The sequence below is a fragment of the Aliiroseovarius sp. S1123 genome (genome assembly GCF_023015885.1).
Classification (GTDB): Bacteria; Pseudomonadota; Alphaproteobacteria; order Rhodobacterales; family Rhodobacteraceae; genus Aliiroseovarius.
In genome coordinates this window covers 577,914-600,081 of sequence record NZ_JALKBE010000002.1, presented here as the reverse complement: position 1 = coordinate 600,081, position 22,168 = coordinate 577,914, and the positions used below count along the sequence as shown (strand labels likewise).

Below are 22,168 nucleotides of genomic sequence, written 5' to 3'. Positions count from 1 at the left end.
CCCCGGTCGAGTGCGAGTAGAGCAGTTTGACCGGTGCAGGGTGTGGAAAGAGCCATAAAGGCCAAGCCCCTGGTGATACCGGGTGTGAGGCAAGATGGCAGAAGCAAATTGGGGGCATAGCGCCCCGAATCCGGCGTATCAAAATCATCCCGACTATGGGTATCGTCCTGAACCTGTGATGCGATCTGCATCGGCAGCCGGGTCGGCCTATGTGCATCCGGCACATGGAGGCCCAGAGATGCAGCCGGCACCGATGCAGGCTGATTATGCTGGCTATCAAGACGCGCCTTATGCGGATCAGGGATACTATGCCCAACCTGCCGAGCCGACCGCACCACGTGGTGGCGGGGCTGGCGGGCTTCTGAACTATGCGGGTGCCGCCGTCTCGCTGGCGCTGATCGTCGGTCTTGGCGTGTGGGGCTATAAACTGGCCGTGCGCGATGTGACGGGTATTCCGGTCGTGCGTGCGCTTGAAGGTCCGATGCGGGTGCAACCTGAAAACCCCGGCGGCCAATCGGCTGACCATCAGGGTCTGGCCGTAAACGCGGTACAGGCGGAAGGCGAGGCTTCGGCCCCGGCCGATCGTCTTGTTCTGGCCCCCCAGCCCGCGTCGCTGACCGATGAAGACGCATCTGTGGCCGAGGTTGCCCGCGCTGACACGGACCTGACACTTCCCGCCGCCGCCATTCAGGCCTACGTGACGGATACTGCTGCGAACGTCGATCCGGTCGCCGCCGCACTGGCCATCGCCGAACAGATTGCTGCCGACAGCCCCTTGCTGGGCGTTGAGCCAGACATCGAACCGACCGAGGTCATTGCCTCGCTTGCTCCGACGGCAGTTCCGATGCCCTTGGTGGCTGCGGTGGAAGAACTGGCGACCCCAAGCGTCAAGATCATCCCGGCCTCTGTCCCCGGTGTCAGCAAATCCTTGCGCCCCGTCGTGCGGCCTGCCGATCTGAACACCAAGGTTTCGGCCCCAACGCCGTCGGCCCCTGCAGCTGTGAAAGAGGTCGAGCCCACGACCCTTGCCCCCGGAACGCGTCTGGTACAGTTGGGTGCCTTTGATAGTGCCGAGGTAGCCCGTGAACAGTGGGATGTTCTGTCGGCCCGGTTCGAGGACTATATGGGCGACAAAACCCGCGTGATCGAGAAAGCCCAGACCGGCGGCAAGACCTTCTATCGCCTGCGTGCGATGGGCTTTGCGGATCTGGCGGACTCGCGTCGGTTCTGCTCGGTGCTGATGGCTGACAAAGCCGCCTGCATCCCGGTTGTGACCCGGTAAACCATGTCCCGCGTTGGTGCATATATCCTGGGCTGCGAAGGCACCACGCTGTCGCAGGCCGAACGGGATTTCTTTGAACGGGCACAGCCGTGGGGCTTTATCCTGTTTGCGCGCAACGTGGATACGCCCGCGCAACTGCGCGCGCTGACCAGCGAGTTGCGCGGCGCTGTTGGGCGGGACGCGCCCATTTTCATCGATCAGGAAGGCGGCCGCGTTGCCCGCATGGGCGCGCCTTACTGGCGTGAATGGCTACCCGCCTTGGATCAGGTCAAGCTGAATCCAAAAGCCTCGGTCCGCAGCCTCTATATCCGCTATCGTTTGATCGCGGATGAGCTGCTGTCGGTGGGCATTGACGGCAATTGTGCACCTCTGGCCGACATCGCCTCGGCCGAGACCCACCCGATCCTGCACAACCGCTGCTACGGCGAGGATGTGGTCAAAGTGGCAGAACGTGCCGCCAGCGTGGCGCAGGCCTTGTTGGATGGCGGCGTGTTGCCGGTGGTCAAGCACATCCCGGGCCACGGGCGATCCACGCTCGACACCCATTTGGAGCTGCCACGGGTCAAAACCAAGGCGAAAGAGCTTGGCTGGACCGATTTCATGGCGTTCGAGCCGCTGGCCGGGCTGCCCTTGGGCATGTCCGCCCATATCATCTTTGAAGATATCGACCCTGACCACCCCGCCACCCAAAGCCCGGATATGATTGCGCTGATCCGCAACAAAATCGGGTTTGGCGGGCTTCTGATGACCGACGACATCTCGATGAAGGCATTGTCAGGCGCTCTGTCGGTGCGATCCCGCGCCGCGTTGCGAGCGGGCTGTGACATCGTCTTGCACTGCAACGGCGTGCTTGAGCAGATGGAAGAGGTGGCCGACGCATGCGGAGATCTGGCCGGAGAGGCGCTTTCACGTGCCCAGACCGCGCTTTCATGGCGTAAACCGCCCGTTCCCATTGACATTGAAGCCTTGGACGCTGAATTTCAAAGCCTGATGACTGGTGAAACAGCACCACAGGCAGGTAATGAGCGAGACTGAAGAGTTTCAAGAAGATGCAATGTCAGTGTCCGAGCGGTTGGCCGCCGAGGCGCTGATTGTTGACGTTGAGGGGTTTGAGGGCCCGCTCGACCTGCTTCTGACGCTGTCGCGCACGCAAAAGGTGGATCTGCGTAAGATCTCGGTTCTGGAATTGTCCGTGCAATATCTGGCCTTCGTAGAACGCGCGCGGCATTTGCGGATCGAATTGGCCGCCGATTATCTGGTGATGGCGGCGTGGCTGGCCTTCCTGAAATCGCGCCTGTTGCTACCGCCTGATCCCACCGAAGAAGGCCCGTCCGGCGAAGAACTCGCCGCCCACCTTGCCTTCCAGCTGGAACGCCTTCAAGGGATGCGTGACGCTGCCGCCAAGCTAATGGCGCGAGACCAATTGGGGCGTGATTTCTTTGCGCGTGGCGTTCCCGAAGACGTGACCCGCGTGCGCCGCGTAACCTATACCGCGACGCTTTTGGACCTGATGCAAGGCTATGCCCGTATCCGCACCAAGGATGAGTTCCGCCCCTTCGTCATGGACCGCGACGCGGTGATGACAATGGAGCAGGCACTGGACCGGATGCGCGGGTTGATCAACTATGCGGGCGACTGGACCGAGCTGACCTCGTACCTACCCGAAGGGTGGGAGGTCGACCCCGCCAAGCGCCGCTCGGCCATGGCCGCAAACTTCGCTGCCACGTTGGAAATGGCGAAACGCGGCGAGCTTGAACTTAGACAGGGCGACACGTTCTCGCCCATTCAAATCCGCAGGAAATCGAATGACGGATGATGTGATCAGGGACACGCCCAGTGAGGGGCTGAACGCGCGCGAGGAAAGCCTGTTCGAGGCCCCACCGATGGGTGAACAGGAACGTATGGTCGAGGCCATCCTCTTTGCGTCCACCGAAGCTGTCAGTGTGAAAGAACTGGAAGACAGAATGCCCCATGGCTGTGACGCGGCCGAGGCATTGGTGCATCTGCGCAAACGCTATGAAGGCCGTGGCGTGACTGTCGTGAAAGTGGGGGATGCCTGGGCGATCCGCACCGCACCCGACCTTGGCTATCTGATGCAGAAGGAAACGGTCGAGCAGCGCAAGCTTTCCCGCGCCGCGATCGAAACCTTGGCAATTATCGCCTACCATCAACCGGTTACGCGTGCCGAGATCGAAGAAATCCGCGGAGTGTCCGTCAGTCGCGGCACCATCGACCAACTGATCGAGATGGAGTGGATCCGCTTCGGTCGCCGCCGCATGACGCCCGGCCGTCCGGTCACCTTCGTGGTCACGCCGGGCTTCCTGGATCACTTCGGTCTGGAAAGCGCACGCGACCTACCGGGTCTGAAGGAACTGCGCTCGGCCGGCCTTCTGGAAAGCCGTCCACCCCCCGGCGCGATGCCCGGCCCCAACAGCGATGATGAGGACGAAAGCCCCGAAGGCCAGTCCGAACTATTCGAGGATTAACGCTATGAATGCCAATCAGCTGATTAATATGGTCATCCGCAGGGTAACGCGTCGCCTGATCAACAAAGGGGTGAATACCGGGATCGATATGGCTGCACGCCGTGGAAAACCAAACGCCGAGATGACCACCGAGGAGCGCGATCAGGCTAAACGGGCCAAGGACGTGACCAATCGCGCCCGACAAGCAGGACGTATCACGCGCCGACTTTTCCGATAGATCCGTTGGGTGCGTTGACCGGCTTTGCTGAATTCTTTTCCGAGCATTTCGCAAATTGAAGTAGCGTCGTCTGATGATCTACGGATTGCGATTTTCGTATGGATCTCAGACAACTTTGCAGGCCGGTAATCATCCAATGCTTGCCGCCTTGAAGACACGAGGGCAGTAAATTGATTTGCCGCAAACGGAAATTAATCTTTATTCACATTCCCAAGGCGGGGGGGACCTCGGTCGAGGATTATTTCTGGCCCAAACCCCGATCCGAAAGCGACCTTTGGGCTGGATATGTTCAACCTGGTGTCAACAAGCACCAGACCGGGGGGCTACAGCATTTGACGGCCCAATTGGTGCGGAAAGAAGTTGGGCGCTGGACTTTCCGTCGCTGCTATCGGTTCGCGATTGTGCGAGATCCGGTGGATCGCATGATCTCGCAATTTAACTATTTGAACCGACGACCTGATTTGCTTGAACTTCTTGAACTTGGGCAAGATCGAGATTTTCAGCGCTATCTCGATGCCACGCGACAGGTTCAGCATGTCCAGTGGATGCCTCAGCGTGATTTTCTCGTTGATGATAGAGGTGCGTTGCTGGTCAACATGATACGCCTTGAAGCGATTAATCAGGATATCCAGCAGGTTGCGGCTGCGCTACGGATCGAGCCGATTACCTTGCCGCATTCTAACAAGTCCATCGAGGGAGTTGTGCCGGATGATTGGACCACAATCCGGCGCTCGGAACTGTCAAAGGGCGAATTGCAGACGATCTGCAATCTCTATCAACAGGATTTCGATCTTCTTGGATACCCAATGCCTTGATGGGCAGGCTCACCGGAAGTGTTTGGACAGCTTCAACCCTTGGCCCTGATAGTTCGACTTGATGTCGACGCCATAGAGGGCCTCGGGGATTTCGCTCATCTTTTCATAGACCAAGCGGCCCACGACCTGCCCGTGTTCCAGCACGAACGGGGCTTCGTGGCAGCGCACTTCCAACACCCCGCGCGAGCCTGATCCGCCTGCGGCATCATAGCCGAAGCCGGGGTCGAAGAAGCCTGCGTAATGCACCCGGAACTCGCCGACCATCGCCAGATAGGGGGCCATTTCGGCGGCGCAATCGGGTGGGATGGCGATCGCCTCGCGGCTGACGAGGATATAAAACGCGCCGGGGTCCAGGATGATGCGGCCTTCGGTGGTGCGGACCTCTTCCCAGTACTCGGCCGGGTCGTAATGGGCCAGTTTCGACAGGTCCACGACGCCAGTGTGGCGCTTGGCGCGATAGCCGACCAGATCGCCGTCAGCAGGCTTCAGATCGACCGAGAAGCCCAACCCCTCCGAGATGACAGGATCTCCTGATACGATCGGACTGCGGGTATGTACTTCGCGCAGTTCGTCGTCAGACAGAATCGTTTTTCCCTGGCGGAAGATGATCTGGTTCAGAAGTTGACCGGGCTGGACGACGACAGAAAAGCTTTGCGGGCAGAGCTCGGCATAAAGCGGGCCGTTGTATCCTTCAGGCACGCGATCAAACTCGATCCCTTGATCGGTGATCACGCGGGTCATCAGGTCAACCCGGCCAATCGAGCTTTTGGCGCTGGCGGCGGCGGTCATGCCTTCAGGCAGGTTTAACTGCTCCATCAGGGGAATCACATAGACGCAGCCCTTTTCCAGCACTGCGCCGCCGGTCAGAGACAGTTCGTGCATGGTCAGTTCGGACAGGCGGTCGGCCACGGTGGCGTCTTTGCCGGGCAGGAAGGACGCACGCACGCGATAGGCTTTTTCGCCCAGACGCAAATCTAGCGAGGCCGGTTGGATCTGTTCGTTCAGAATGGGCGAGGACGCGGAAATACCGCCTTCCGTGATCATCTGCCGGATCTGATGATCGGCCAGCACACCGGATTTCATGGCGTTCCTCCTTCGTCGCAGGCCGTCGGGATGCCACCCGTGTCGCCTGTTAGATACAAAAACACCCGCCCGAAACCCGGGCGGGCGTTTTTTGAATTGGTCGGGCTAGCAGGACTCGAACCTGCGACCTTCCGTCCCCCAGACGGACGCGCTACCAGGCTGCGCCATAGCCCGACTGAGGCCCTTACATAGTGATTTTCACGGGCAGGGCAAGCGGGAAAAGCGCGGAAAATGCGCATTCTTTCCAATGAAGTTGCCCAAGCCTTTTGCGGGGTCATTCTGCCCGCCCATTGTCAGACGGGGCAGGGGCCATACGGGCTGCCAGATCGGACAGGCGCGCGGTCAGGCTTCGCAGGGTGTCTTCCGGCAACGACGTGCCTGCGGCGCGTAGTGCACGAAGGCGTGCGCTGGTCAGAGCGTCTGGCGCGGTGGTGAAGGCCTCATCCGAAACGTCTGCTGCAACATGCGAGATGTCGATGGGGGCAGGGGCTTCGGGGGCGGGATCAGGTTCTGCCACCGGGTCTTGTTCTACAGGTTGTGCGACCTCTGCCACGGCCGTGTCGTCGTCAGTGAACGTCACCTCGTCCTCGACAGAGGTCAGGGTGTCCTCGTCAGGATGCGACGCGGCAATGTCGGCGTCCAGCTCGGTCGGCTCGACATGGTGTTCGGGCGCAGAAGGTTCCGGATCGGGTGACGTTTCTTCAATCTTTTCAGCGACCTGCAGGAATTCGGCGGCGAACAGATCCGGTTCCGATGGGCCGTCTTCGGCTGTTTCTTCAGGCACTGCTTCGATCTCAGGCGCGTCATCCGAAGCGTCGGTCAAAGTCGGCGGCGTTTCGTCAACTGGTGCTGCGTCATCCGACGCAGCCATCGGGGCGTCGTCGGCGGGCTCCTGATGATCGATCTGTGGTTCGACCTGAGCGGTGTCCTCTGCGCCCTTGGACGGCGGCGTCAGCGGAACGACATTCGATCCGTCCGTGGCCCGCATCTCGTTGCTGTCCAACGGTGGCGACATGGCCGCCACGTGCTTCACACCTTTTTCGCGCAGAAGTTTCTGGACGCCGCGAATGGTCATGCCGTCTTCGTGCAGCAACTTCCGAATGCCCCCCAGAAGCTCCATATCCGCAGGGCGATAGTACCGCCGCCCTCCGGCGCGTTTGACGGGCTTCACATGGGTAAAACGGCTTTCCCAGAAGCGCAGAACATGCGTGGGCACACCCAACCAATCGGCCACTTCGCTGATTGTGCGAAACGCGTCCGGAGACTTCTTGTCCATGGGTGTGCCTGCCTTCTACTCTGTGCCGCTTGGGTGCCGTCAGAGGCCCCGATCAGCGCTTGTTGCCATCCGCAACGCGATCTTTCATCAGATGCGAGGGGCGGAAGGTCAAGACGCGCCGCGGCAGGATCGGCACTTCTTCCCCGGTCTTGGGATTACGGCCAACGCGCGCCGCTTTATCGCGGACGGAAAACGTGCCGAATGACGAGATTTTGACGCTTTGACCAGACACCAGCGCGTCTGAGATGTGGTTCAAGACGTTTTCGACCAGTTGCGCGCTTTCGTTGCGCGACAGGCCGACCTCACGAAACACGGACTCGCTTAAGTCCATGCGGGTCAAAGTCTTTTCACTCATATTGTCCCCCTGAATGGCTTTTTCTGCCCTTTTTATGGGTGCATGGGCACCGGGCATGATCAGTTATTGAAGTGGAGCATGGAATTTTTGAAATTCCGAGTCAATATCAATGGCTTGCGAAAGCAGAAGCTTGCCTGCGCAATTTAGGGAAAAATGACATACTGGGGCGCGTTTTTACCAGCGCAGAACCACAGCACCCCAGGCAAGTCCGCCTCCGATGGCTTCTGCAACCAGAAGATCTCCGTCTTTGATTTTGCCCTCGCTACGCGCCACAGACATGGCCAGCGGGATCGACGCGGCCGATGTGTTGCCATGATCTTGAACGGTAACCACAACGCGATCCATCGAGACGCCTAGCTTCTTGGCGGTGCCCTGAATGATGCGGATGTTGGCCTGATGGGGCACAATCCAGTTCACGTCATCGTCGGTCAGGCCCACTTTGGACAGGGCGGTTTCGGCGGTTTGCGCCAGTTTGCCGACCGCCTGACGAAACAGCGGGTTGCCCTGCATGCGCAGGTGGCCAGAGGTCTGCGTGGTCGACACACCGCCATCCACATACAGCATCTCGCGCAGGCGTCCGTCCGAGTTCAGGTCCGCTGACAGAATGCCGCGATCGGTGTTTTCTCCGGCACCTTCTTCGGCTTCCAGCACCAGCGCACCGGCGCCGTCGCCGAACAGCACGCAGGTGGCGCGGTCTTTCATGTCCAGAATGCGCGAGAACGTCTCGGCCCCGATAACCAACACGCGTTTGGCCTGACCCGATAAGATCAGTGCGTTTGCGTTGGTCAGGGCGAAAACAAAGCCCGCGCAGACAGCCTGAACGTCAAAGCCAAAGCCGCGCGTCATGCCCAATTCGTTCTGCACCATCGTCGCGACAGATGGGAATGTCAGGTCCGGGGTCGAGGTGGCCAGAACGATGGCGTCGATGTCATCAGGCTCCAGTCCCGCATCAGCAAGGGCTGCACGCGCCGCGTTTGCCCCCATTTTCGAGGTGGTTTCGTCTTCTGCAGCGAAATGACGGCGCTCGATCCCTGACCGGGTGCGAATCCATTCGTCCGATGTGTCTACAATGTCTTCGAAATACGAGTTCGGAACCACGCGTTCGGGCAGATAGTGCCCGACGCCCTTGACCACGGCGCGAAGTGTCATTCTGGCTGCTCACCTTCCGTTTTTTGATTTTTTTGATCTTGGCTTGGCGTGCCGGCGGATGCAACCCGCGCAGCAAGCTTCTGATTGAAGCCGCTTTCCGCCAGGCGGAAGGCCAGTTTGATGGCGGCCGACATGCCTGTCGCATCTGCCGATCCATGGCTTTTTACCACAGTGCCGTTCAGGCCAAGGAACACGCCGCCATTATTGCGACGCGGATCCACACGTTTGCTGAGACGCCGCAGAGCGGTCAGCGACAAAAGCGCCGACAGCTTGGACAGCAAGGTCGCATTGAACGCATCGCGCAACAGGCCGGATACAAGGCTGGCCGTGCCCTCGGCGGTTTTCAGGGCGACGTTGCCGGTGAAGCCGTCAGTGACAATCACGTCCACGCGGTCCGAAGGGATATCGCCGCCTTCTATGAAACCGACATAGTCGATATTGGCGCGTTCTGCGGCCTCTGCGATCAGTTCATTGGCGCTTTTAAGCTCGGGGCGGCCTTTGTGTTCCTCGGTGCCGACATTCAGAAGGCCGACCCGGGGGCGTTCCAATCCCAATCCGTTACGGGCGTAGGATGCGCCCATCATTGCGTATTGCAGAAGGTCGGTGTCATCGGCGCGAATGTCCGCGCCCACATCCAGCATCACGTTGAAGCCTTCAGGGTTGCGCGAGGGCCAGAGGCAGGCAATGGCCGGACGGTTCACGCCAGGCAGTTTGCGTAGGCGCACCATCGACAGAAGCATCAGGGCGCCGGTGTTGCCACAGCTGACGGCCACATCGGCCTCGCCGTTGCGCACCGCGTCAATGGTCGACCACATCGAGGTGTTCTGGCCGTTGCGCATGACAAAGCTGGGCTTGGCATCCATCGTCACGACCTCGTCAGCGTGACGAATGTCACAGACCTCGGCCAGACCTTTGGTCCGCGCGACCAGTTTTTCCAGTTCGGGTTTGTTGCCATGCAGAATGAACCCGATATTCGGGTTCTTGTCTGCAGACAGCGCAAGACCGGCAACAACGGCTGCCGGTCCAAGATCTCCGCCCATGGCGTCGACCGATACGATTGTGCGTTTGGGGGTGTTCATTGTCATTCTTTATCCCATGCTCGGGGATTTTCTGACATGCCCACCCGCGCGGGGCAAGTGCCTTACGCTGCGTCCTCGTCGTCCAGGTCGATTTCGTCGGCCATGGCAACAACTTCGCGATCGTCATAGTGACCGCAGGACGGGCATACGTGGTGAGGGCGCTTCAGCTCGCCGCAGTTCGAACATTCGTTCGGGTTCGCAGCAACCAGAGCGTCATGTGCGCGGCGGTTGTTGCGGCGCGACTTGGATACTTTGTTCTGTTGGACGGCCATGGTCTCAACCTTCGATTTTGGGGGCACATGGCCCGTTGAATTCATTAGGCTTCAGGGAAGCCTGCTTATCCTCGTGTCTGAGTCTGGCGCCTCATACGCTGTTTGCGGGGCGCTGTCCAACCCATCTTGTGGAAGAAGCCGGGAAAATACTGGGATTCTTCTTTCATGCAAGTGCCGATTGGGTTGATTTCGCCGAATTATTCAGTTTTTCAGGCGCGTTTCAGTGTGATCGGCCCCAAATGGCTTATTCGGCGTCGTCTTCTGACTCGGTTTTCCCCGCCAGTTGGTCGCGCAGGGCAGACAGGCCCGCAAAAGGCCGCGCATCTTCGTCGCGCATCGGGGCAACACCGGGGGCGGCAAAGTTGGTTTGATCCAGTTCGGCCCCGTCGGCACGCGGAAACAGCGGCAATGCCAGCGCGAGGGATTCGGTCATCACTTCGCCCAGATCAATCTCGGACCCGAGTTGCTCTAGCGTTTCATCATCCGGCATTTCGACCTCGTCCCCGGCCTCAAGCTCGGGCAGATCGCGCACCCAACGGCGGCTGACGGGTTCTTCAATCCGCGTAGTGACGGGATTCAGCGTCACAACACAGTCCTGCACCACGGTTGCACCCAGTTGGGCCTTCAGCTGCCAGTCTCTCTTGCCGCGCGCAATTAGTGTGCCCTTGAACCGTACCTTTCGCAGGGCTGGCAGCCCCAGATCCGCAGCGATGGCTTTGCACTCTGCCGCCGTCGGTATCAGCTCGAACGAGGTCTCGGCGCTGGTCGACAGATCAGCCACGCGCAGGACGTGCTGATACACGGGCGCGTCTTGGCCAGTCTTGGGCATATCGGTGCTCATGGCGATGTCTCCTAACGTTGGTGCGATCGGCATATGGTGGGATTCCCCACCACCGGGATACAAGATCGGTTTCGTTTCTTGAACCAAAGCCGTTCCTGAGATAAGCCGATACCCAGAAGCATGGGAAGAACGCAAGGGGAGCATATGTCTTATCTTTCCGATAGGGTGAAACGCGTGGGCCAAGCTGTCGCCGCAATCACGCTTGCCATCGCCTTGACGGCCTGTTCTGCGACTTATCGCAATCACGGCTATATGCCGGTGAAAGAAGATGTGGATCTTTTGGTGGTTGGCAAAGATACCCGTGAAACTGTGACCGAGGCGATTGGTAAGCCAGGAACGCAGGGCCTTTTGTCCGATAGCGGCTATTACTTTGTGCGCTCGCGGTTTGAGCACTATCTTTATAACGCTCCGAAAGAGATCGACCGCGAAGTTCTGGCGATCAGCTTCGACGGCAAAGGACGCGTCGAGAATATCGAGCGGTTCGGCTTGGAAGACGGACGCGTCGTCGTGCTTGAGCGCCGCGTGACCGCAAGCAACATCAAAGGCGTTAGCTTCCTGCGTCAGCTCTTTGGATCGTTCGGCCGAATCAATGTGGCGGAACAGTTTGGCGGCTAACCCGGCCTGATATCTGGTAAATTGGCGTCGGTCCTCCGGCGCCTTTTTCGTTTCTAGGGCAGGGCACGCAGCTTTCGCTTTCGTGACGTCATTTGCCTGTCATAACTTGATGGAACAAGGGCGCATGCGCATATGAATGCAAAGGCATTCGCACGAACCAAGCGGAGGCACCAGATGCCGATTAGGACGACACCCCGCTATCACGCGCGGTTTGGCGATACTCAGGCTGATATTGTGGCCGCCCAAGCGTTGCGCCATCGGTGCTTTCGCGGCGGCGAGGGGCTGGACGCCGATCCCTTTGATGATATTTGCCATCACATGCTGGTCGAGGAAGTCGCCACCAGGAGCCTCGTCGCCTGCTTTCGCTTGATGCCCTTTCAGAACGGAAGCTCAATTGGCGACAGCTATTCCGCGCAGTTTTACGAGCTGTCAGCGCTGAGCAACTATACCAACCCGATGATCGAGATGGGCCGCTTCTGTATCGATCCCGAGGCCACGGACGGAGCAGATATCCTGCGCGTCGCCTGGGGGGCGATGACACGTTATGTGGATCAGGAAAATATCGGCCTGTTGTTCGGCTGTTCGTCGTTTCACGGCACGGACGAGGCGCGCTATCTGGACACGTTCGCGCTGCTTCGGGATCGCCACATCGCCCCCAAGCGTTGGCTTCCGCGCGTCAAGGCGCCCAAGGTGTTTCGTTTTGCGCAACGGTTGCGCCGCGCCCCTGACGCCAAACGTGCCATGCTGGGCCTGCCGCCGCTTCTGCGCACCTATCTTATGATGGGCGGCTGGGTGTCTGACCATGCGGTGGTCGATCACGACCTGAACACGCTGCACGTCTTTACTGGGGTCGAGATCGCCTCGGTCCCGCCCGCCCGAGCACGTCTTTTGCGCGCGGTGGCTGCGCCCGCTTGACCCGGCACGCCCAAGACCGTAACCCGGCCCTATGGCACGTATACCCCTTTTGCAAATGAACGATATCGCCCTGACATTCGGCGGCGACCCTATCTTTGATGGTCTGGACCTGGTGGTGCAGCCCGGCGATCGCGTGGCGCTGGTCGGGCGCAACGGGTCGGGCAAATCGACCCTAATGAAGATGATGGCCGGCATGGTCGAGCCCGACACTGGTACCCGCGTTCTGTCGCCGGGCGTCACCGTGGGCTATATGGACCAGCACCCGGACCTGTCCGCCTTTGAGACACTGGGTGAATTCGCCGCCTCGGGCCTTGAGCCGGGACATGACTATCTGGTCGAGCGCGTGGCCGAAGGGCTGAAGATGAAGCTCGATACGCCGGTCGCCACCGCCTCGGGCGGGGAGCGTCGCCGCGCCGCACTTGCCAAGCTGCTGGCTGAAGCGCCCGAACTGATGCTCTTGGACGAACCCACCAACCACTTGGACATTCAGGCCATCGAATGGCTTGAAAACGAGCTGAAACAAACCCGCGCGGGCTTTGTTCTGATCAGCCACGACCGCGCTTTCCTGCGCGCGCTGACCCGCGCGACGCTTTGGGTCGACCGGGGGCAGGTGCGTCGTCAGGAGAAAGGCTTCGAGAACTTTGAAGCGTGGCGCGACAAGGTCTGGGAAGAAGAGGACCAGAACCGCCACAAGCTGAACCGAAAAATCAAATCCGAGGCCCGCTGGGCCGTCGAAGGAATCTCAGCCCGGCGCAAACGCAACCAAGGCCGCCTGCGGGCTTTGCATGCACTGAAAGACGAACGTGCATCGCAGATCAAACGGCAGGGCGCCGCCGAAATGGCGCTCGAGGCTGGGCCGAAATCTGGCCGCAAGGTGATCGAAGCCAAGGGGATCTCGAAAACCTATGGCGACAAAGTAATCCTGAAACCTTTCGATCTACGCGTCATGCGCGGCGAGACCATTGCCCTTGTCGGTCCCAACGGCGCGGGCAAAACCACGCTTCTGAAAATGCTGACCGGGCAGGAAGACCCTGATACGGGCAGTGTGACCCACGGCACCGGGCTCGAGATGGCGGTCTTTGACCAGAACCGCTCGACCTTGGATGAAAACGCCAGCTTGTGGGAGAACCTGACCTCGGACCCAGAGATGAGTATCTCGGGCAAATCCGATCAGGTGATGGTGCGTGGCAACCCGAAGCACGTGGTTGGCTATCTGAAAGAATTCCTCTTTTCAGACGAGCAGGCCCGCGCACCGGTACGCTCGCTATCCGGCGGTGAAAAAGCCCGCCTGATCCTTGCCCGCATCATGGCGCGGCAATCCAACCTTCTGGTGCTGGACGAACCGACCAACGATCTGGATGTGGAAACACTGGACCTGCTGCAAGAGCTGATCTCGGGCTTTGACGGCACCGTTCTGGTCGTTAGCCACGACCGTGATTTTCTGGACCGCGTGGCCGAGCGCACGATTGCCATGGAAGGCAATGGAATTGCCACCGCCTATGCTGGCGGTTGGTCAGACTACCGGGCGCAACGTCAGGAAGATGACGTCCCAGCAGCCAAGAAGTCCGAAAAACCCAAGACCGTCCCGAAAGACAAGCCCAAGGAAAAGACCGCCGCCGGGGGGCTCAGCTTCACCGAAAAACACCGGCTGGATTCGCTTCCCGGCGAAATCGACCGCTTGATGGCCGAGATCGCTAAACTGGAAGAGTTCCTGATGGACCCGGACCTGTTTTCGAAAGAACCAGTGAAGTTCAAGAAGGCCTCGGAAGGGTTGGCCGAGCGGCAACTGAAACTTGCCGCCGCCGAGGAAGAATGGCTCGAGCTCGAGGAAAAAGCCGAAGCCGCCAGCTAACGCATTTTCTTGCCAGAAATATCCTGCGGGGGTCCGGGGGTGCAAAACCCCCGGTCCTGATCTTTCTTACTTGTGCAGGTGGATGTTGAACCGCGCGCGGATCGCCGCATCCACAACCGGATCCAGATGCGCGCGCGAGCGTTCGGCCAGAATGGCCTCTTTCCGCGCCTTGGCCGCCTGCACCAGATCAGGCTTTCCAACCTCGGCCCATTCCTTGGGCGACGTGCGGTCGCCTAGGGTTGGATAGGCATATTCCGTCTGCATCAGGTTCAGCGTCTGATCCTCGCCCAGATAATGCCCCGGACCGCCCAGACAGACCGACCGCATCATGTCCAGACTGACTGCATCCTCGGTCACCTCGATCCCGCGCACACAGCGCAAGGCTTGTCCGATAATATCGTTCCCAAGGATCAGGCTTTCATGGCAGAAGCCCAGAAGGGACGCATGCATGCCTGCAGCCTCGTACACCATGTTCAAACCAGACAGGCCCGCCATCACGTTCGAGCACATCTGCTCCCACCCGGCTTGCATATCGGGCAGTTTCGAATCCGAGAACCCCGCCGCAGCGCCGCCTGGAAGCCCATAGAACTGGTGCATCTGCGAGCAGCCTGCGGTAAGCAAAGCCTGCTCGCCCGATCCGCCCGACATAGCGCCAGACCGCAGATCGACCACGAAAGGCCAAGTGCCGAAGATCGCCGGATGGCCCGGTTTGATCGCGTTCACATAGACCACGCCCGCCAGACACTCTGCCACGGCTTGAACGATCGTGCCTGCCAACGTGGGCGGGGCGGTGGCGGTGGCCATGCCCGCCGACAACAGCAGAACTGGCATGCCCGCGGCAATGACCTTCTCCATCACCTGGCAGCTTTCGGTGGCGAACTTCATCGGCGGCACGACAAAACAGTTCGAGTTCGACACGAAAGGACGTGCGCGCCACTTGTCTTCGCCCCCCGCCATCATGTGCAGAAGCTCGATCCCGTCATCGACGAAATCCGGCTCGGTGAAAGACACACCGATGTGTTTCTTGGTCCCTGTCACACTGGCATAGATCGAGTTCAGGTCCATCTCGCGGTTGTCGGGGATGTCGCGGCACACCATAGGGCGCTGCAGAAAGTGGATGTTGTCCAGTTGGTCCACGATCCGCGCGGCGTCATGCAGGTCTTGCACGGTGCTGTCGCGGTATTCGCGCCCGTCCACGTCGACCATATGCACGGCTGCGCCAGCGGTACCATAATGGACGCGCGTGCCTGCAAGGTTCAGATCGTGCTGCGGATCGCGTGCGCACAGGGTGAGGTCCTTGGCGGCCTTCGCCAGCATGTCCTCGACCAAGGCGCGGGGGAAGCGTAGACGTCCGTCATCGCCCAGAATGGCGCCGGCTTTTGTCATGATCTCGACGCCAGACGGAGGGGCGTCGGCCAGACCGATCTGCTCCAATGCGTCAAGGGCTGCTTGGTGAATGCGCTCCATGCCTTCCGGGGTAAGGGGCTTGTATGCGCCGCCTTCAAGTCCTGCGCGTACGGGGCGCGAATCTTTGGCCAAAGGGGCTGCGCGAAGGGCTTGGCGGGCCTGACGGCCACCTGCGCGGCGCGAAGTTCTTGTTGTCATATGGGGATGTCCTTGCTGCTGTTCTGTCAATTTCTGGGAAATGACATCAGCAAGGGCGGCCACGCGCTGCGCGACCACGTTCTGCGCCAATGGTGCGCACAACAATCGAGATGATCCAGTCAAGTCGGTCCATCGGGTCCTCCGTATGGTCAACTATTGGAGACGTGGCCGAAGGATTCTGTTCCGTTTGCGTCATTCTCTATGACGCTTTCTGTGTCCAATTAGTCGGGCCAACGGGCGATCAGGACCACGCGACCATCACAACGGCAGCATAGTGGGCGGCGGCACCCAAAAGCACATGCACATGCCAGATCGCCCGGTTGAACGGCCAATGCTCGCGCAGGTGAAACAGCGTGCCGATGGTGAACAGGAACCCCCCGCCCACCAAAAGGATCAGCACCCCAAGGCTGACGCTGGCCAGCAAAGGCCCGATCATCAGAACACCCATCCAGCCCAGCATCAGGGTTAGCATGAAGCCTGTCCGCTCGAACCGACACAGGAAGAAAAGCTTCAGCGTCATGCCAAACAGCGCGACACTCCAGATCAGGGCGGCCCAGGCCACGCCGGTGGTCCCCCCGATCCCGATCAGCGCGATGGGCGTGTAGGTGGCGGCGATGAAAAGAAAAATCGCCGCATGATCAAAGCGACGAAGAACGGAACGGGCGGATGAGTGCAGGGTCATGTTATAGGCAGCGGAAAGGCCAAAGCTGGCGACCATCCCGATGCCATAGACCAGTAGCGGTGGCAGATGTCCCATTGGCGCGTCGCCGGTTGCCCAAAGGATCAAGGTGATCGACCCAATCAGCGCAGCGATCACGCCCAGCCCATGCACAACTCCATCCGCCACATATTCGCGAAAGGTGAAATGCTGCCCGAAATGGTGCCGGTCGGGCAGAGTGTCAGTGTGATGGGCGGTACAGCTGTCCGACAGGTTTTCAGTGTAGCGGCCCAGAAAATGTTCACGGAAACGATCCATGTGAATACCCTCTCTCGCTTGCCTCTAATATAAGGGGCGATACAGGCTTGGGTGTGCCGGGCTTTGGTCAATAAAATGTCAGATGCCCGTGACACCAGCCCCTATAGGATAGAGCATAATCTCGAAAATGTAAAGATTTCCTGACGTTACAGTTCTTTAATAAGTTCGGCCAGAACTTGTGGGATCGCCATCACGTCCTCTCGCGTGCAGGTGAACTGTCCTACAGACACGCGAATGACGAATTGTCCGTCGTGGTGTGTCTGGGTCAGATAGATGCGCCCGTCGCGGTTCACACGCTCCAAAAGCTCGGCGGTTTTGGCGTCATTCTGGTATCGGAAGCTGAACAGCGACAGGATCGGAAGCGTCGTGATGTCAAAGCCGGGCAGGGCGGCGATGGCGTCGCTTGCCTCGTTCGCCCACGCGACGTGATTGCGGATGCGGGCGCGCAGGCCGGACAGACCTTCGGCACGCAGCAGGAACCAGATTTTCAGCGCGCGGAAGCGGCGGCCAAGGGGCAGGGTCCATTCGTTGTAGTTCACGATCTCGTCGGCGCCTTGCGTCTTCAGGTATTCTGGGCGCAGGCCCATCGCCCCGATCTGGGGGGCAGGGTCGCGCAGAAACTGCACGGCGCAGTCAAACTGCGCGCCCAGCCATTTATGCGGATTGAAGATGATGCTGTCGGCGTCCTCGATCCCGGCCCAAAGATGCCGGAATTCCGCGCAGATCATCGCAGACCCTGCCCAGGCCGCATCCACATGAACGGTCAGCCCATGGCCGTGGGCGACCTTGATGCAGGCGGCGATGTCATCGCAGGCGCCGATCGAGGTGCCACCCACGCAAAGCACAACGCCCGCGGGTTTGCACCCTGCGGCAATGTCTTCGCGGATCAGGCGATCCAGTGCGTCAGGGTCCATCGACCACGTGGGATGCCCCGGGATAGTCGGCACTTTCACCAGATTATCCTGCCCGATCCCCGACAGACGCACGGCTTTGTCGACGCTGGAGTGGGTCTGCGCGCTGGCATAGATGCGCAGCTGCGGTGCGCCGGACAAGCCCTTGGTGATACCTGTATGGTCCAGCGCCAGCTCGCGCATGGTGGTCACGGCGGAAAAGGTCGCGGTTGTCGCGCTGTCATGGATGGTTCCAGTGAAGCTGTCAGGCAGGCCCATCCCGTCGCGCAGCCAGCGGATCACCAGATCCTCCATTTCATTGGCCGCGGGCGCGGTTTGCCACAGCATCGCTTGGGCGGACATGGCGTTGGCCAGTTGCTCGGCCAACATTGACGCGGGTGCTGCGTTGGCCGGGAAATAGGCAAAGAAACGGGGGTGCTGCCAATGGGTCATTGCATCGGGCACAAGCCGGGTGAAGTCGTCGAAAATAGTTTCAATCGCTTCCGGGGCTTCGGGAACCGGGGCTTCGATCTTGGCCAGAAACTCCCCCGGCGCGATGTCCGGGCGCACTGGACGGTCACGCAAACCCGCGTGATAATCGCGCGCCCAATCGGCGGCACGTTTTTGCCAGTCGGCCAGATCGTCGTAGTCCATCGGGGGCTCCTGCAATATTTAATTGCGATGTTAAATATATGGTCTGGTCTGTCAAGATGCGAAAAACCCCGACGCAAGGGCCGGGGTTTTGGAAATCTGATGTGTGACGCTGGTCAGGCCGACGCCAGCGCCGTGATGATCTGGCCAAAGTCTTCGGCCTTCAGGCTGGCCCCACCCACAAGCGCGCCGTCCACGTTGGACACACCAAAGATCTCGGCCGCGTTGCTGGGCTTGACCGAACCGCCATAGAGAATACGGGTCGACAGGCCGACACCATCGCCAAAGCGGCGCACCAGACGGTCGCGGATGAAATCATGTACCTCGCCAATCTGATCCAACGTGGGCACTTTCCCGGTGCCAATCGCCCAGATGGGTTCATAGGCAACAATCAGGTTTTCAGCCGTGACCTGATCAGGGATCGAGCCCGCCAGTTGCCCGCCGATAATGTCCAGCGTGTTGTTGGCCTCGCGCTCTTCCAGGCTTTCACCGCAGCAGATCACAGCTTTCAAGCCCGCGTCGATCGCAGCGCGGGCTTTCTGGCGCACATCTGTGTCGCTTTCATTGTGATCTTCACGACGCTCCGAGTGACCAAGGATCACATAGCTTGCGCCCGCGTCTTTCAGCATCTGGGCCGAGATGTCGCCCGTATGCGCGCCAGTTTCTGCAGCATGGCAATCCTGCCCGCCGATGGCGATGGTGTCGCCGCTGGCTAGGGCCGCGCGGTGGATCAACGTGGCCGGGGGGCAGATCAGAATATCGCAGTCAGCGTCACCGAATCCCTGCGCCAGCGCGTCCAGCTCGGTCAGGTTGCCCTGCAGGCCATTCATTTTCCAATTGCCTGCTGCCAGTTTGCGCCGCATGTCGATCTCCCTTGTCATGTTCGGTCCGTTTTCCATTGCGGCGTGCGGGGCGTCAAGCCCTGCTGCCATTTTGCCGTTGATCCGTGGAATGCGTCCTGTAGAAGCGGACAAGTTTACTTGCGAGGTCCCCGATGATCCCCAGACTGGATGCTGCCCTGATTGATGCCCGTGATCCTGCCACGATGGCCGAGCTGTTGCGTGGGGTGCAGGAGGTGGGCTTTCTGACCGTGCACAACACGGCGATCAGCACAGATGAGCTGGCCGAGACGATTGCGATGTATCGCGCATTCTTTCACCAGCCCAAGGACGTGAAGGACGCGGTGAACATGGCGCGGACGGGTGCCAATCGCGGTTGGGGCGCTGCGGGCAGCGAACAGGTGGATCCCGACGCCAACCCGGATTTCAAAGAGGTCTTTGATTGTGGGTTTGAACTGGCCGCAAATGACCCGCTGCGCGCCTTGAACCTGTCGGTCTACGGCGACAATCAATGGCCCGAGCTTGAGGGCTTTCGTGAAGCCATTCAGGCCTACTATGCCAAGGCGCTGGGCGTTGCGATGGGGGTGCTGCGCGGGATCGCCGCCGCGATTGGCGAGGATGAGACCTATTTCGACGCGGCCTTCACCCGTCCGATGGCGCTTTTGCGCGGGAATTACTATCCGCCGCGGCCGGATTGGGCTGGCGACAGGGATTTCGGCATCGCCGCGCATACGGATTACGGCTGCGTGACGCTTTTGGCCTCGGACGGGGTTGCGGGGCTTGAGGTGCTGGGCGCGGACGAAATCTGGCTGTCCGTGAACGCTCCGCTTGGGGACTTCGTGATCAATTTCGGTGAGATGTTGGAGATGTGGACAGAGGGCCGTGTGAAGGCCACCTTGCACCGCGTGGTTGGGTCTGGGGATGAGCGTATTTCGGTCCCGATGTTCTTCAATCCCAACCATGACACCAATGTGGCCCCGAAAGCATCGGGTCAGGTGATCATGGCAGGCGATCATATGAAGAAGCGGTTTGACGAGACGTATCTGCACCTGATGGCGCAGACTGGAAGCTGAGCCTTCGGGGGCGTTGCCCCCATCCGTGTGCCCGGCGGTCACCCGGATTCCCCCAGGATATTTTTGGCAAGAAAATGCGGGTGCTTTGGCGTGCTTAGAATTTCGGCGGAGCGTTCAGATCCGCAGGGGCGGCGGACAGTGTGTCGTCGAATTTGATCGACTCGCCACAGCCGCAGGCCTCGGTCACGTTCGGGTTGTTGAATTTGAAGCCGCTTTCCAGAAGCGAGATTTCATAGTCAATCTCGGTCCCGAACAGGAACATCTGCGCCATCGGGGCGATCATCACGCGGGCATCGCCCTGTTCGACCACCTCGTCATGGGGCTCGACCTCGTCGACATAGTCCATGGTGTACTCCATCCCCGCACAGCCGCCTTTCTTGACGCCAATGCGCAGGCCCTTATGGCCGTCCTTCTCCATCAGCCGGGCAATTTGAGCCTCGGCCGCTGGGGTCATGGTGATGGGTGATTTGCCGGGAATACCGAACATATGTGTGATCCTTGTCGCTTACCCCTAATTTAGGGGAGCCAGGCGGCAATCTCAAGCGGGGGCAGAAGGGAAAGCAGGGCTTGGGTGGCAAAACCTGCAAGGATGGCCCAGCCGAAACTGGCGAGCGTGCCGATGATCACATATTCGGCAGTGCGCTGGTCGCGGCTGGCTGTGCCGAAACGTAGGATGGATTTCGCGGCGACCAGAAAGCCCACGCCGAGGGGCAGGTCGGCCAAGAGTAGAACAAAGACCAAGCCACGTTCCAGAATGCCGATGGTCCAGCCGCCACCTTTCAGCCCATTGTTGCGGATGCGCATGGCGTGGGGCTGCATGAGCAACCCCACGGCAAACCCGCCCGCGCGGGTGGCAATGATGGCGCCGGTCGCCAGTGCCATAAGGGGCAGGGTGGCGTCCGGCCATGTGCCCCAAAGCGTTGGGGCATAGAACGCAACGACTGCGATGGTTGTCAGATGTGCCACTTGGTCCCACAGAAAGCCCGAGAGTCTCTGAAATCCACCCAGCGACTTCACCGCATCGATGACCAGATGCGCGAAGGCGAGGACAAGCAACTCAGGCGCGTCATAAATACCCAGTGCAGCTTGTGCGGTAAACAGAACGATCAGCGCGTGCAGAAGCAGGACTTGCGGACGCCGCTTGTTGTCGGTGATCCAATTGGTTTGAAAGACAAAATCAGCCAGTACGTGGGCGAAGAGGAGGGCTGCGAAGGTTTCAATCATCTTGGGCGGCCTCGCCGGATTCAATTTGGTGTAATGCTAGCTTTATAGCTGGATACCCTGCTGATTTCAGAGATTTTGCAACGGCCTGTCTTGATATGCCCAGTTGGTCGGCAATGACTTGCTGTGTGTGATTTTCAGGCGCAATTGCGAGTGCCATCGCATGTGCTTGTGCTTCGGTCCAAGTTGATGAGATGTGATCAGCAAGTGAGGATGCCGCAGCAGTTCCTCCGGCTGTTGCATGCTGAAGCGTTGCGTTTCTCGGAAGGTTCTCAAGAAGCCGCCCTGATGAGAAGAAGGCGTGACCATACCCGTGATTGGGGTCGGCCATCGTCTGGTGCGATACGTCACCTGAGCCTGTGCCGATCGCTATGCGGGTCTGGTATGGCCCCATTGCCATAAGTGAAGCGCGCAGAAATAGGGCCGCACGTAGTGCGAGTTCAGGAGCCGTCAGGATAGCCTGCCAGCCATCGCCTCCGCGGCGGGCAAATGCCGTTTTGATTGCGTTGTTTTCAGTTTTCCAGTCGGACATCTCAATTGTTGCGGCCTTTAGGCGCGCAACTATTTGATCCAAAGCTTCTTTTGAGAGGCTGGTGGATCCAATGATGTCTCCGGTAAGGACGGCTATCTCTGGCATATGCAAGCTATATCGCCTGCAAACCATTTTAGCAATCAT

24 protein-coding genes and 1 tRNA gene are annotated in these 22,168 nt (G+C 59.7%); 10 read left to right on the top strand and 15 right to left on the bottom strand.

The features are described 5' to 3' along the window. The first annotated feature begins 178 nt into the window (after positions 1 to 178). The 6 genes from MWU53_RS06400 to MWU53_RS06375 all read left to right on the top strand — a co-directional run bounded on the left by MWU53_RS06400 (position 179) and on the right by MWU53_RS06375 (position 4,800). Complete coding sequence (locus tag MWU53_RS06400) at positions 179 to 1,282, top strand: SPOR domain-containing protein (RefSeq protein ID WP_247091538.1); 1,104 nt, start codon at positions 179 to 181, stop codon at positions 1,280 to 1,282. 3 nt (positions 1,283 to 1,285) lie between these two features. Beyond that, positions 1,286 to 2,317, top strand: a complete 1,032-nt coding sequence (locus tag MWU53_RS06395) for a glycoside hydrolase family 3 N-terminal domain-containing protein (RefSeq protein ID WP_247091535.1) — start codon at positions 1,286 to 1,288, stop codon at positions 2,315 to 2,317. Continuing rightward, positions 2,304 to 3,098, top strand: a complete 795-nt coding sequence (locus MWU53_RS06390; RefSeq protein ID WP_247091533.1) for a ScpA family protein — start codon at positions 2,304 to 2,306, stop codon at positions 3,096 to 3,098. Before MWU53_RS06395 ends, MWU53_RS06390 begins: the two co-directional genes overlap by 14 nt. Beyond that, positions 3,088 to 3,768, top strand: coding sequence for an SMC-Scp complex subunit ScpB (gene scpB / locus MWU53_RS06385; protein ID WP_247091531.1), 681 nt, complete (start codon positions 3,088 to 3,090; stop codon positions 3,766 to 3,768). The genes MWU53_RS06390 and scpB overlap by 11 nt, the downstream gene beginning before the upstream one ends. 4 nt (positions 3,769 to 3,772) lie before the next feature. Continuing rightward, positions 3,773 to 3,985 (top strand): hypothetical protein, encoded by a 213-nt coding sequence (locus MWU53_RS06380; protein ID WP_247091529.1) that lies wholly within the window; start codon positions 3,773 to 3,775, stop codon positions 3,983 to 3,985. A gap of 170 nt (positions 3,986 to 4,155) precedes the next feature. Then, positions 4,156 to 4,800, top strand: coding sequence for a sulfotransferase family 2 domain-containing protein (locus tag MWU53_RS06375; RefSeq protein ID WP_247091526.1), 645 nt, complete (start codon positions 4,156 to 4,158; stop codon positions 4,798 to 4,800). A 9-nt stretch (positions 4,801 to 4,809) separates the two neighbouring features. Here the strand turns inward: MWU53_RS06375 and MWU53_RS06370 are convergent, their stop codons facing one another. The 8 genes from MWU53_RS06370 to MWU53_RS06335 all read right to left on the bottom strand — a co-directional run bounded on the left by MWU53_RS06370 (position 4,810) and on the right by MWU53_RS06335 (position 10,855). Further along, positions 4,810 to 5,883, bottom strand: a complete 1,074-nt coding sequence (locus MWU53_RS06370) for a 2'-deoxycytidine 5'-triphosphate deaminase (RefSeq protein WP_247091524.1) — start codon at positions 5,881 to 5,883, stop codon at positions 4,810 to 4,812. Positions 5,884 to 5,980: 97 nt separating this feature from the next. Further along, positions 5,981 to 6,057: transfer RNA gene (locus tag MWU53_RS06365), tRNA-Pro, on the bottom strand. Positions 6,058 to 6,157: 100 nt separating this feature from the next. After that, the gene (locus tag MWU53_RS06360; RefSeq protein ID WP_247091521.1) at positions 6,158 to 7,159 is read right to left on the bottom strand and encodes a MerR family transcriptional regulator; all 1,002 of its coding nucleotides are present in this window, start codon (positions 7,157 to 7,159) and stop codon (positions 6,158 to 6,160) included. Positions 7,160 to 7,211: 52 nt separating this feature from the next. Next, the gene (ihfA, locus tag MWU53_RS06355; RefSeq protein WP_133486348.1) at positions 7,212 to 7,514 is read right to left on the bottom strand and encodes an integration host factor subunit alpha; all 303 of its coding nucleotides are present in this window, start codon (positions 7,512 to 7,514) and stop codon (positions 7,212 to 7,214) included. Positions 7,515 to 7,688: 174 nt separating this feature from the next. Next, positions 7,689 to 8,663, bottom strand: a complete 975-nt coding sequence (locus MWU53_RS06350) for a beta-ketoacyl-ACP synthase III (RefSeq protein WP_247091518.1) — start codon at positions 8,661 to 8,663, stop codon at positions 7,689 to 7,691. Next, positions 8,660 to 9,742: a phosphate acyltransferase PlsX gene (gene plsX / locus MWU53_RS06345; RefSeq protein ID WP_247091516.1), complete on the bottom strand. Its 1,083-nt coding sequence runs from the start codon at positions 9,740 to 9,742 to the stop codon at positions 8,660 to 8,662. Before plsX ends, MWU53_RS06350 begins: the two co-directional genes overlap by 4 nt. Before the next feature lie 62 nt (positions 9,743 to 9,804). Beyond that, on the bottom strand, positions 9,805 to 10,014 hold the full coding sequence (gene rpmF / locus MWU53_RS06340) for a 50S ribosomal protein L32 (RefSeq protein ID WP_108856658.1): 210 nt from the start codon (positions 10,012 to 10,014) through the stop codon (positions 9,805 to 9,807). A gap of 244 nt (positions 10,015 to 10,258) precedes the next feature. Then, positions 10,259 to 10,855 carry a DUF177 domain-containing protein gene (locus tag MWU53_RS06335; protein ID WP_247091514.1) on the bottom strand — a complete coding sequence of 199 codons (597 nt, stop codon included), beginning with the start codon at positions 10,853 to 10,855 and terminating at the stop codon, positions 10,259 to 10,261. A 144-nt stretch (positions 10,856 to 10,999) separates the two neighbouring features. Between MWU53_RS06335 and bamE the strand changes: the two genes are divergently transcribed. From bamE to MWU53_RS06320, 3 genes are all read left to right on the top strand, one after another. After that, positions 11,000 to 11,470, top strand: coding sequence for an outer membrane protein assembly factor BamE (gene bamE / locus MWU53_RS06330; protein ID WP_247091511.1), 471 nt, complete (start codon positions 11,000 to 11,002; stop codon positions 11,468 to 11,470). Between the two features lie 174 nt (positions 11,471 to 11,644). Beyond that, positions 11,645 to 12,385, top strand: coding sequence for a GNAT family N-acyltransferase (locus MWU53_RS06325; protein ID WP_247091509.1), 741 nt, complete (start codon positions 11,645 to 11,647; stop codon positions 12,383 to 12,385). A gap of 31 nt (positions 12,386 to 12,416) precedes the next feature. Beyond that, positions 12,417 to 14,237: an ABC-F family ATP-binding cassette domain-containing protein gene (locus tag MWU53_RS06320; RefSeq protein ID WP_247091508.1), complete on the top strand. Its 1,821-nt coding sequence runs from the start codon at positions 12,417 to 12,419 to the stop codon at positions 14,235 to 14,237. A gap of 66 nt (positions 14,238 to 14,303) precedes the next feature. Here MWU53_RS06320 and MWU53_RS06315 read toward each other — a convergent pair whose 3' ends face one another. The 4 genes from MWU53_RS06315 to tpiA form a co-directional block, all read right to left on the bottom strand. Continuing rightward, complete coding sequence (locus tag MWU53_RS06315; RefSeq protein WP_247091506.1) at positions 14,304 to 15,842, bottom strand: trimethylamine methyltransferase family protein; 1,539 nt, start codon at positions 15,840 to 15,842, stop codon at positions 14,304 to 14,306. Between the two features lie 241 nt (positions 15,843 to 16,083). Then, the gene (locus tag MWU53_RS06310) at positions 16,084 to 16,818 is read right to left on the bottom strand and encodes a hemolysin III family protein (RefSeq protein WP_247091504.1); all 735 of its coding nucleotides are present in this window, start codon (positions 16,816 to 16,818) and stop codon (positions 16,084 to 16,086) included. Positions 16,819 to 16,964: 146 nt separating this feature from the next. Beyond that, entirely contained in the window at positions 16,965 to 18,362 is a 1,398-nt protein-coding gene (locus MWU53_RS06305; RefSeq protein ID WP_247091503.1) for a pyridoxal-dependent decarboxylase, read from the bottom strand. 113 nt (positions 18,363 to 18,475) lie between these two features. Further along, the gene (gene tpiA / locus MWU53_RS06300) at positions 18,476 to 19,222 is read right to left on the bottom strand and encodes a triose-phosphate isomerase (protein WP_247091502.1); all 747 of its coding nucleotides are present in this window, start codon (positions 19,220 to 19,222) and stop codon (positions 18,476 to 18,478) included. 131 nt (positions 19,223 to 19,353) lie between these two features. Between tpiA and MWU53_RS06295 the strand changes: the two genes are divergently transcribed. Then, on the top strand, positions 19,354 to 20,271 hold the full coding sequence (locus MWU53_RS06295; protein ID WP_247091499.1) for a 2OG-Fe(II) oxygenase family protein: 918 nt from the start codon (positions 19,354 to 19,356) through the stop codon (positions 20,269 to 20,271). A 94-nt stretch (positions 20,272 to 20,365) separates the two neighbouring features. Here the strand turns inward: MWU53_RS06295 and MWU53_RS06290 are convergent, their stop codons facing one another. Genes MWU53_RS06290 through MWU53_RS06280 form a run of 3 tightly spaced genes read right to left on the bottom strand, consistent with a single transcriptional unit; the run spans position 20,366 to position 22,168 of the window. Beyond that, positions 20,366 to 20,758: an iron-sulfur cluster assembly accessory protein gene (locus tag MWU53_RS06290; RefSeq protein WP_247091497.1), complete on the bottom strand. Its 393-nt coding sequence runs from the start codon at positions 20,756 to 20,758 to the stop codon at positions 20,366 to 20,368. A gap of 29 nt (positions 20,759 to 20,787) precedes the next feature. Next, positions 20,788 to 21,495: a DUF3307 domain-containing protein gene (locus MWU53_RS06285; protein WP_247091495.1), complete on the bottom strand. Its 708-nt coding sequence runs from the start codon at positions 21,493 to 21,495 to the stop codon at positions 20,788 to 20,790. After that, on the bottom strand, positions 21,488 to 22,168 hold the full coding sequence (locus tag MWU53_RS06280) for a SatD family protein (RefSeq protein WP_247091493.1): 681 nt from the start codon (positions 22,166 to 22,168) through the stop codon (positions 21,488 to 21,490). Before MWU53_RS06280 ends, MWU53_RS06285 begins: the two co-directional genes overlap by 8 nt.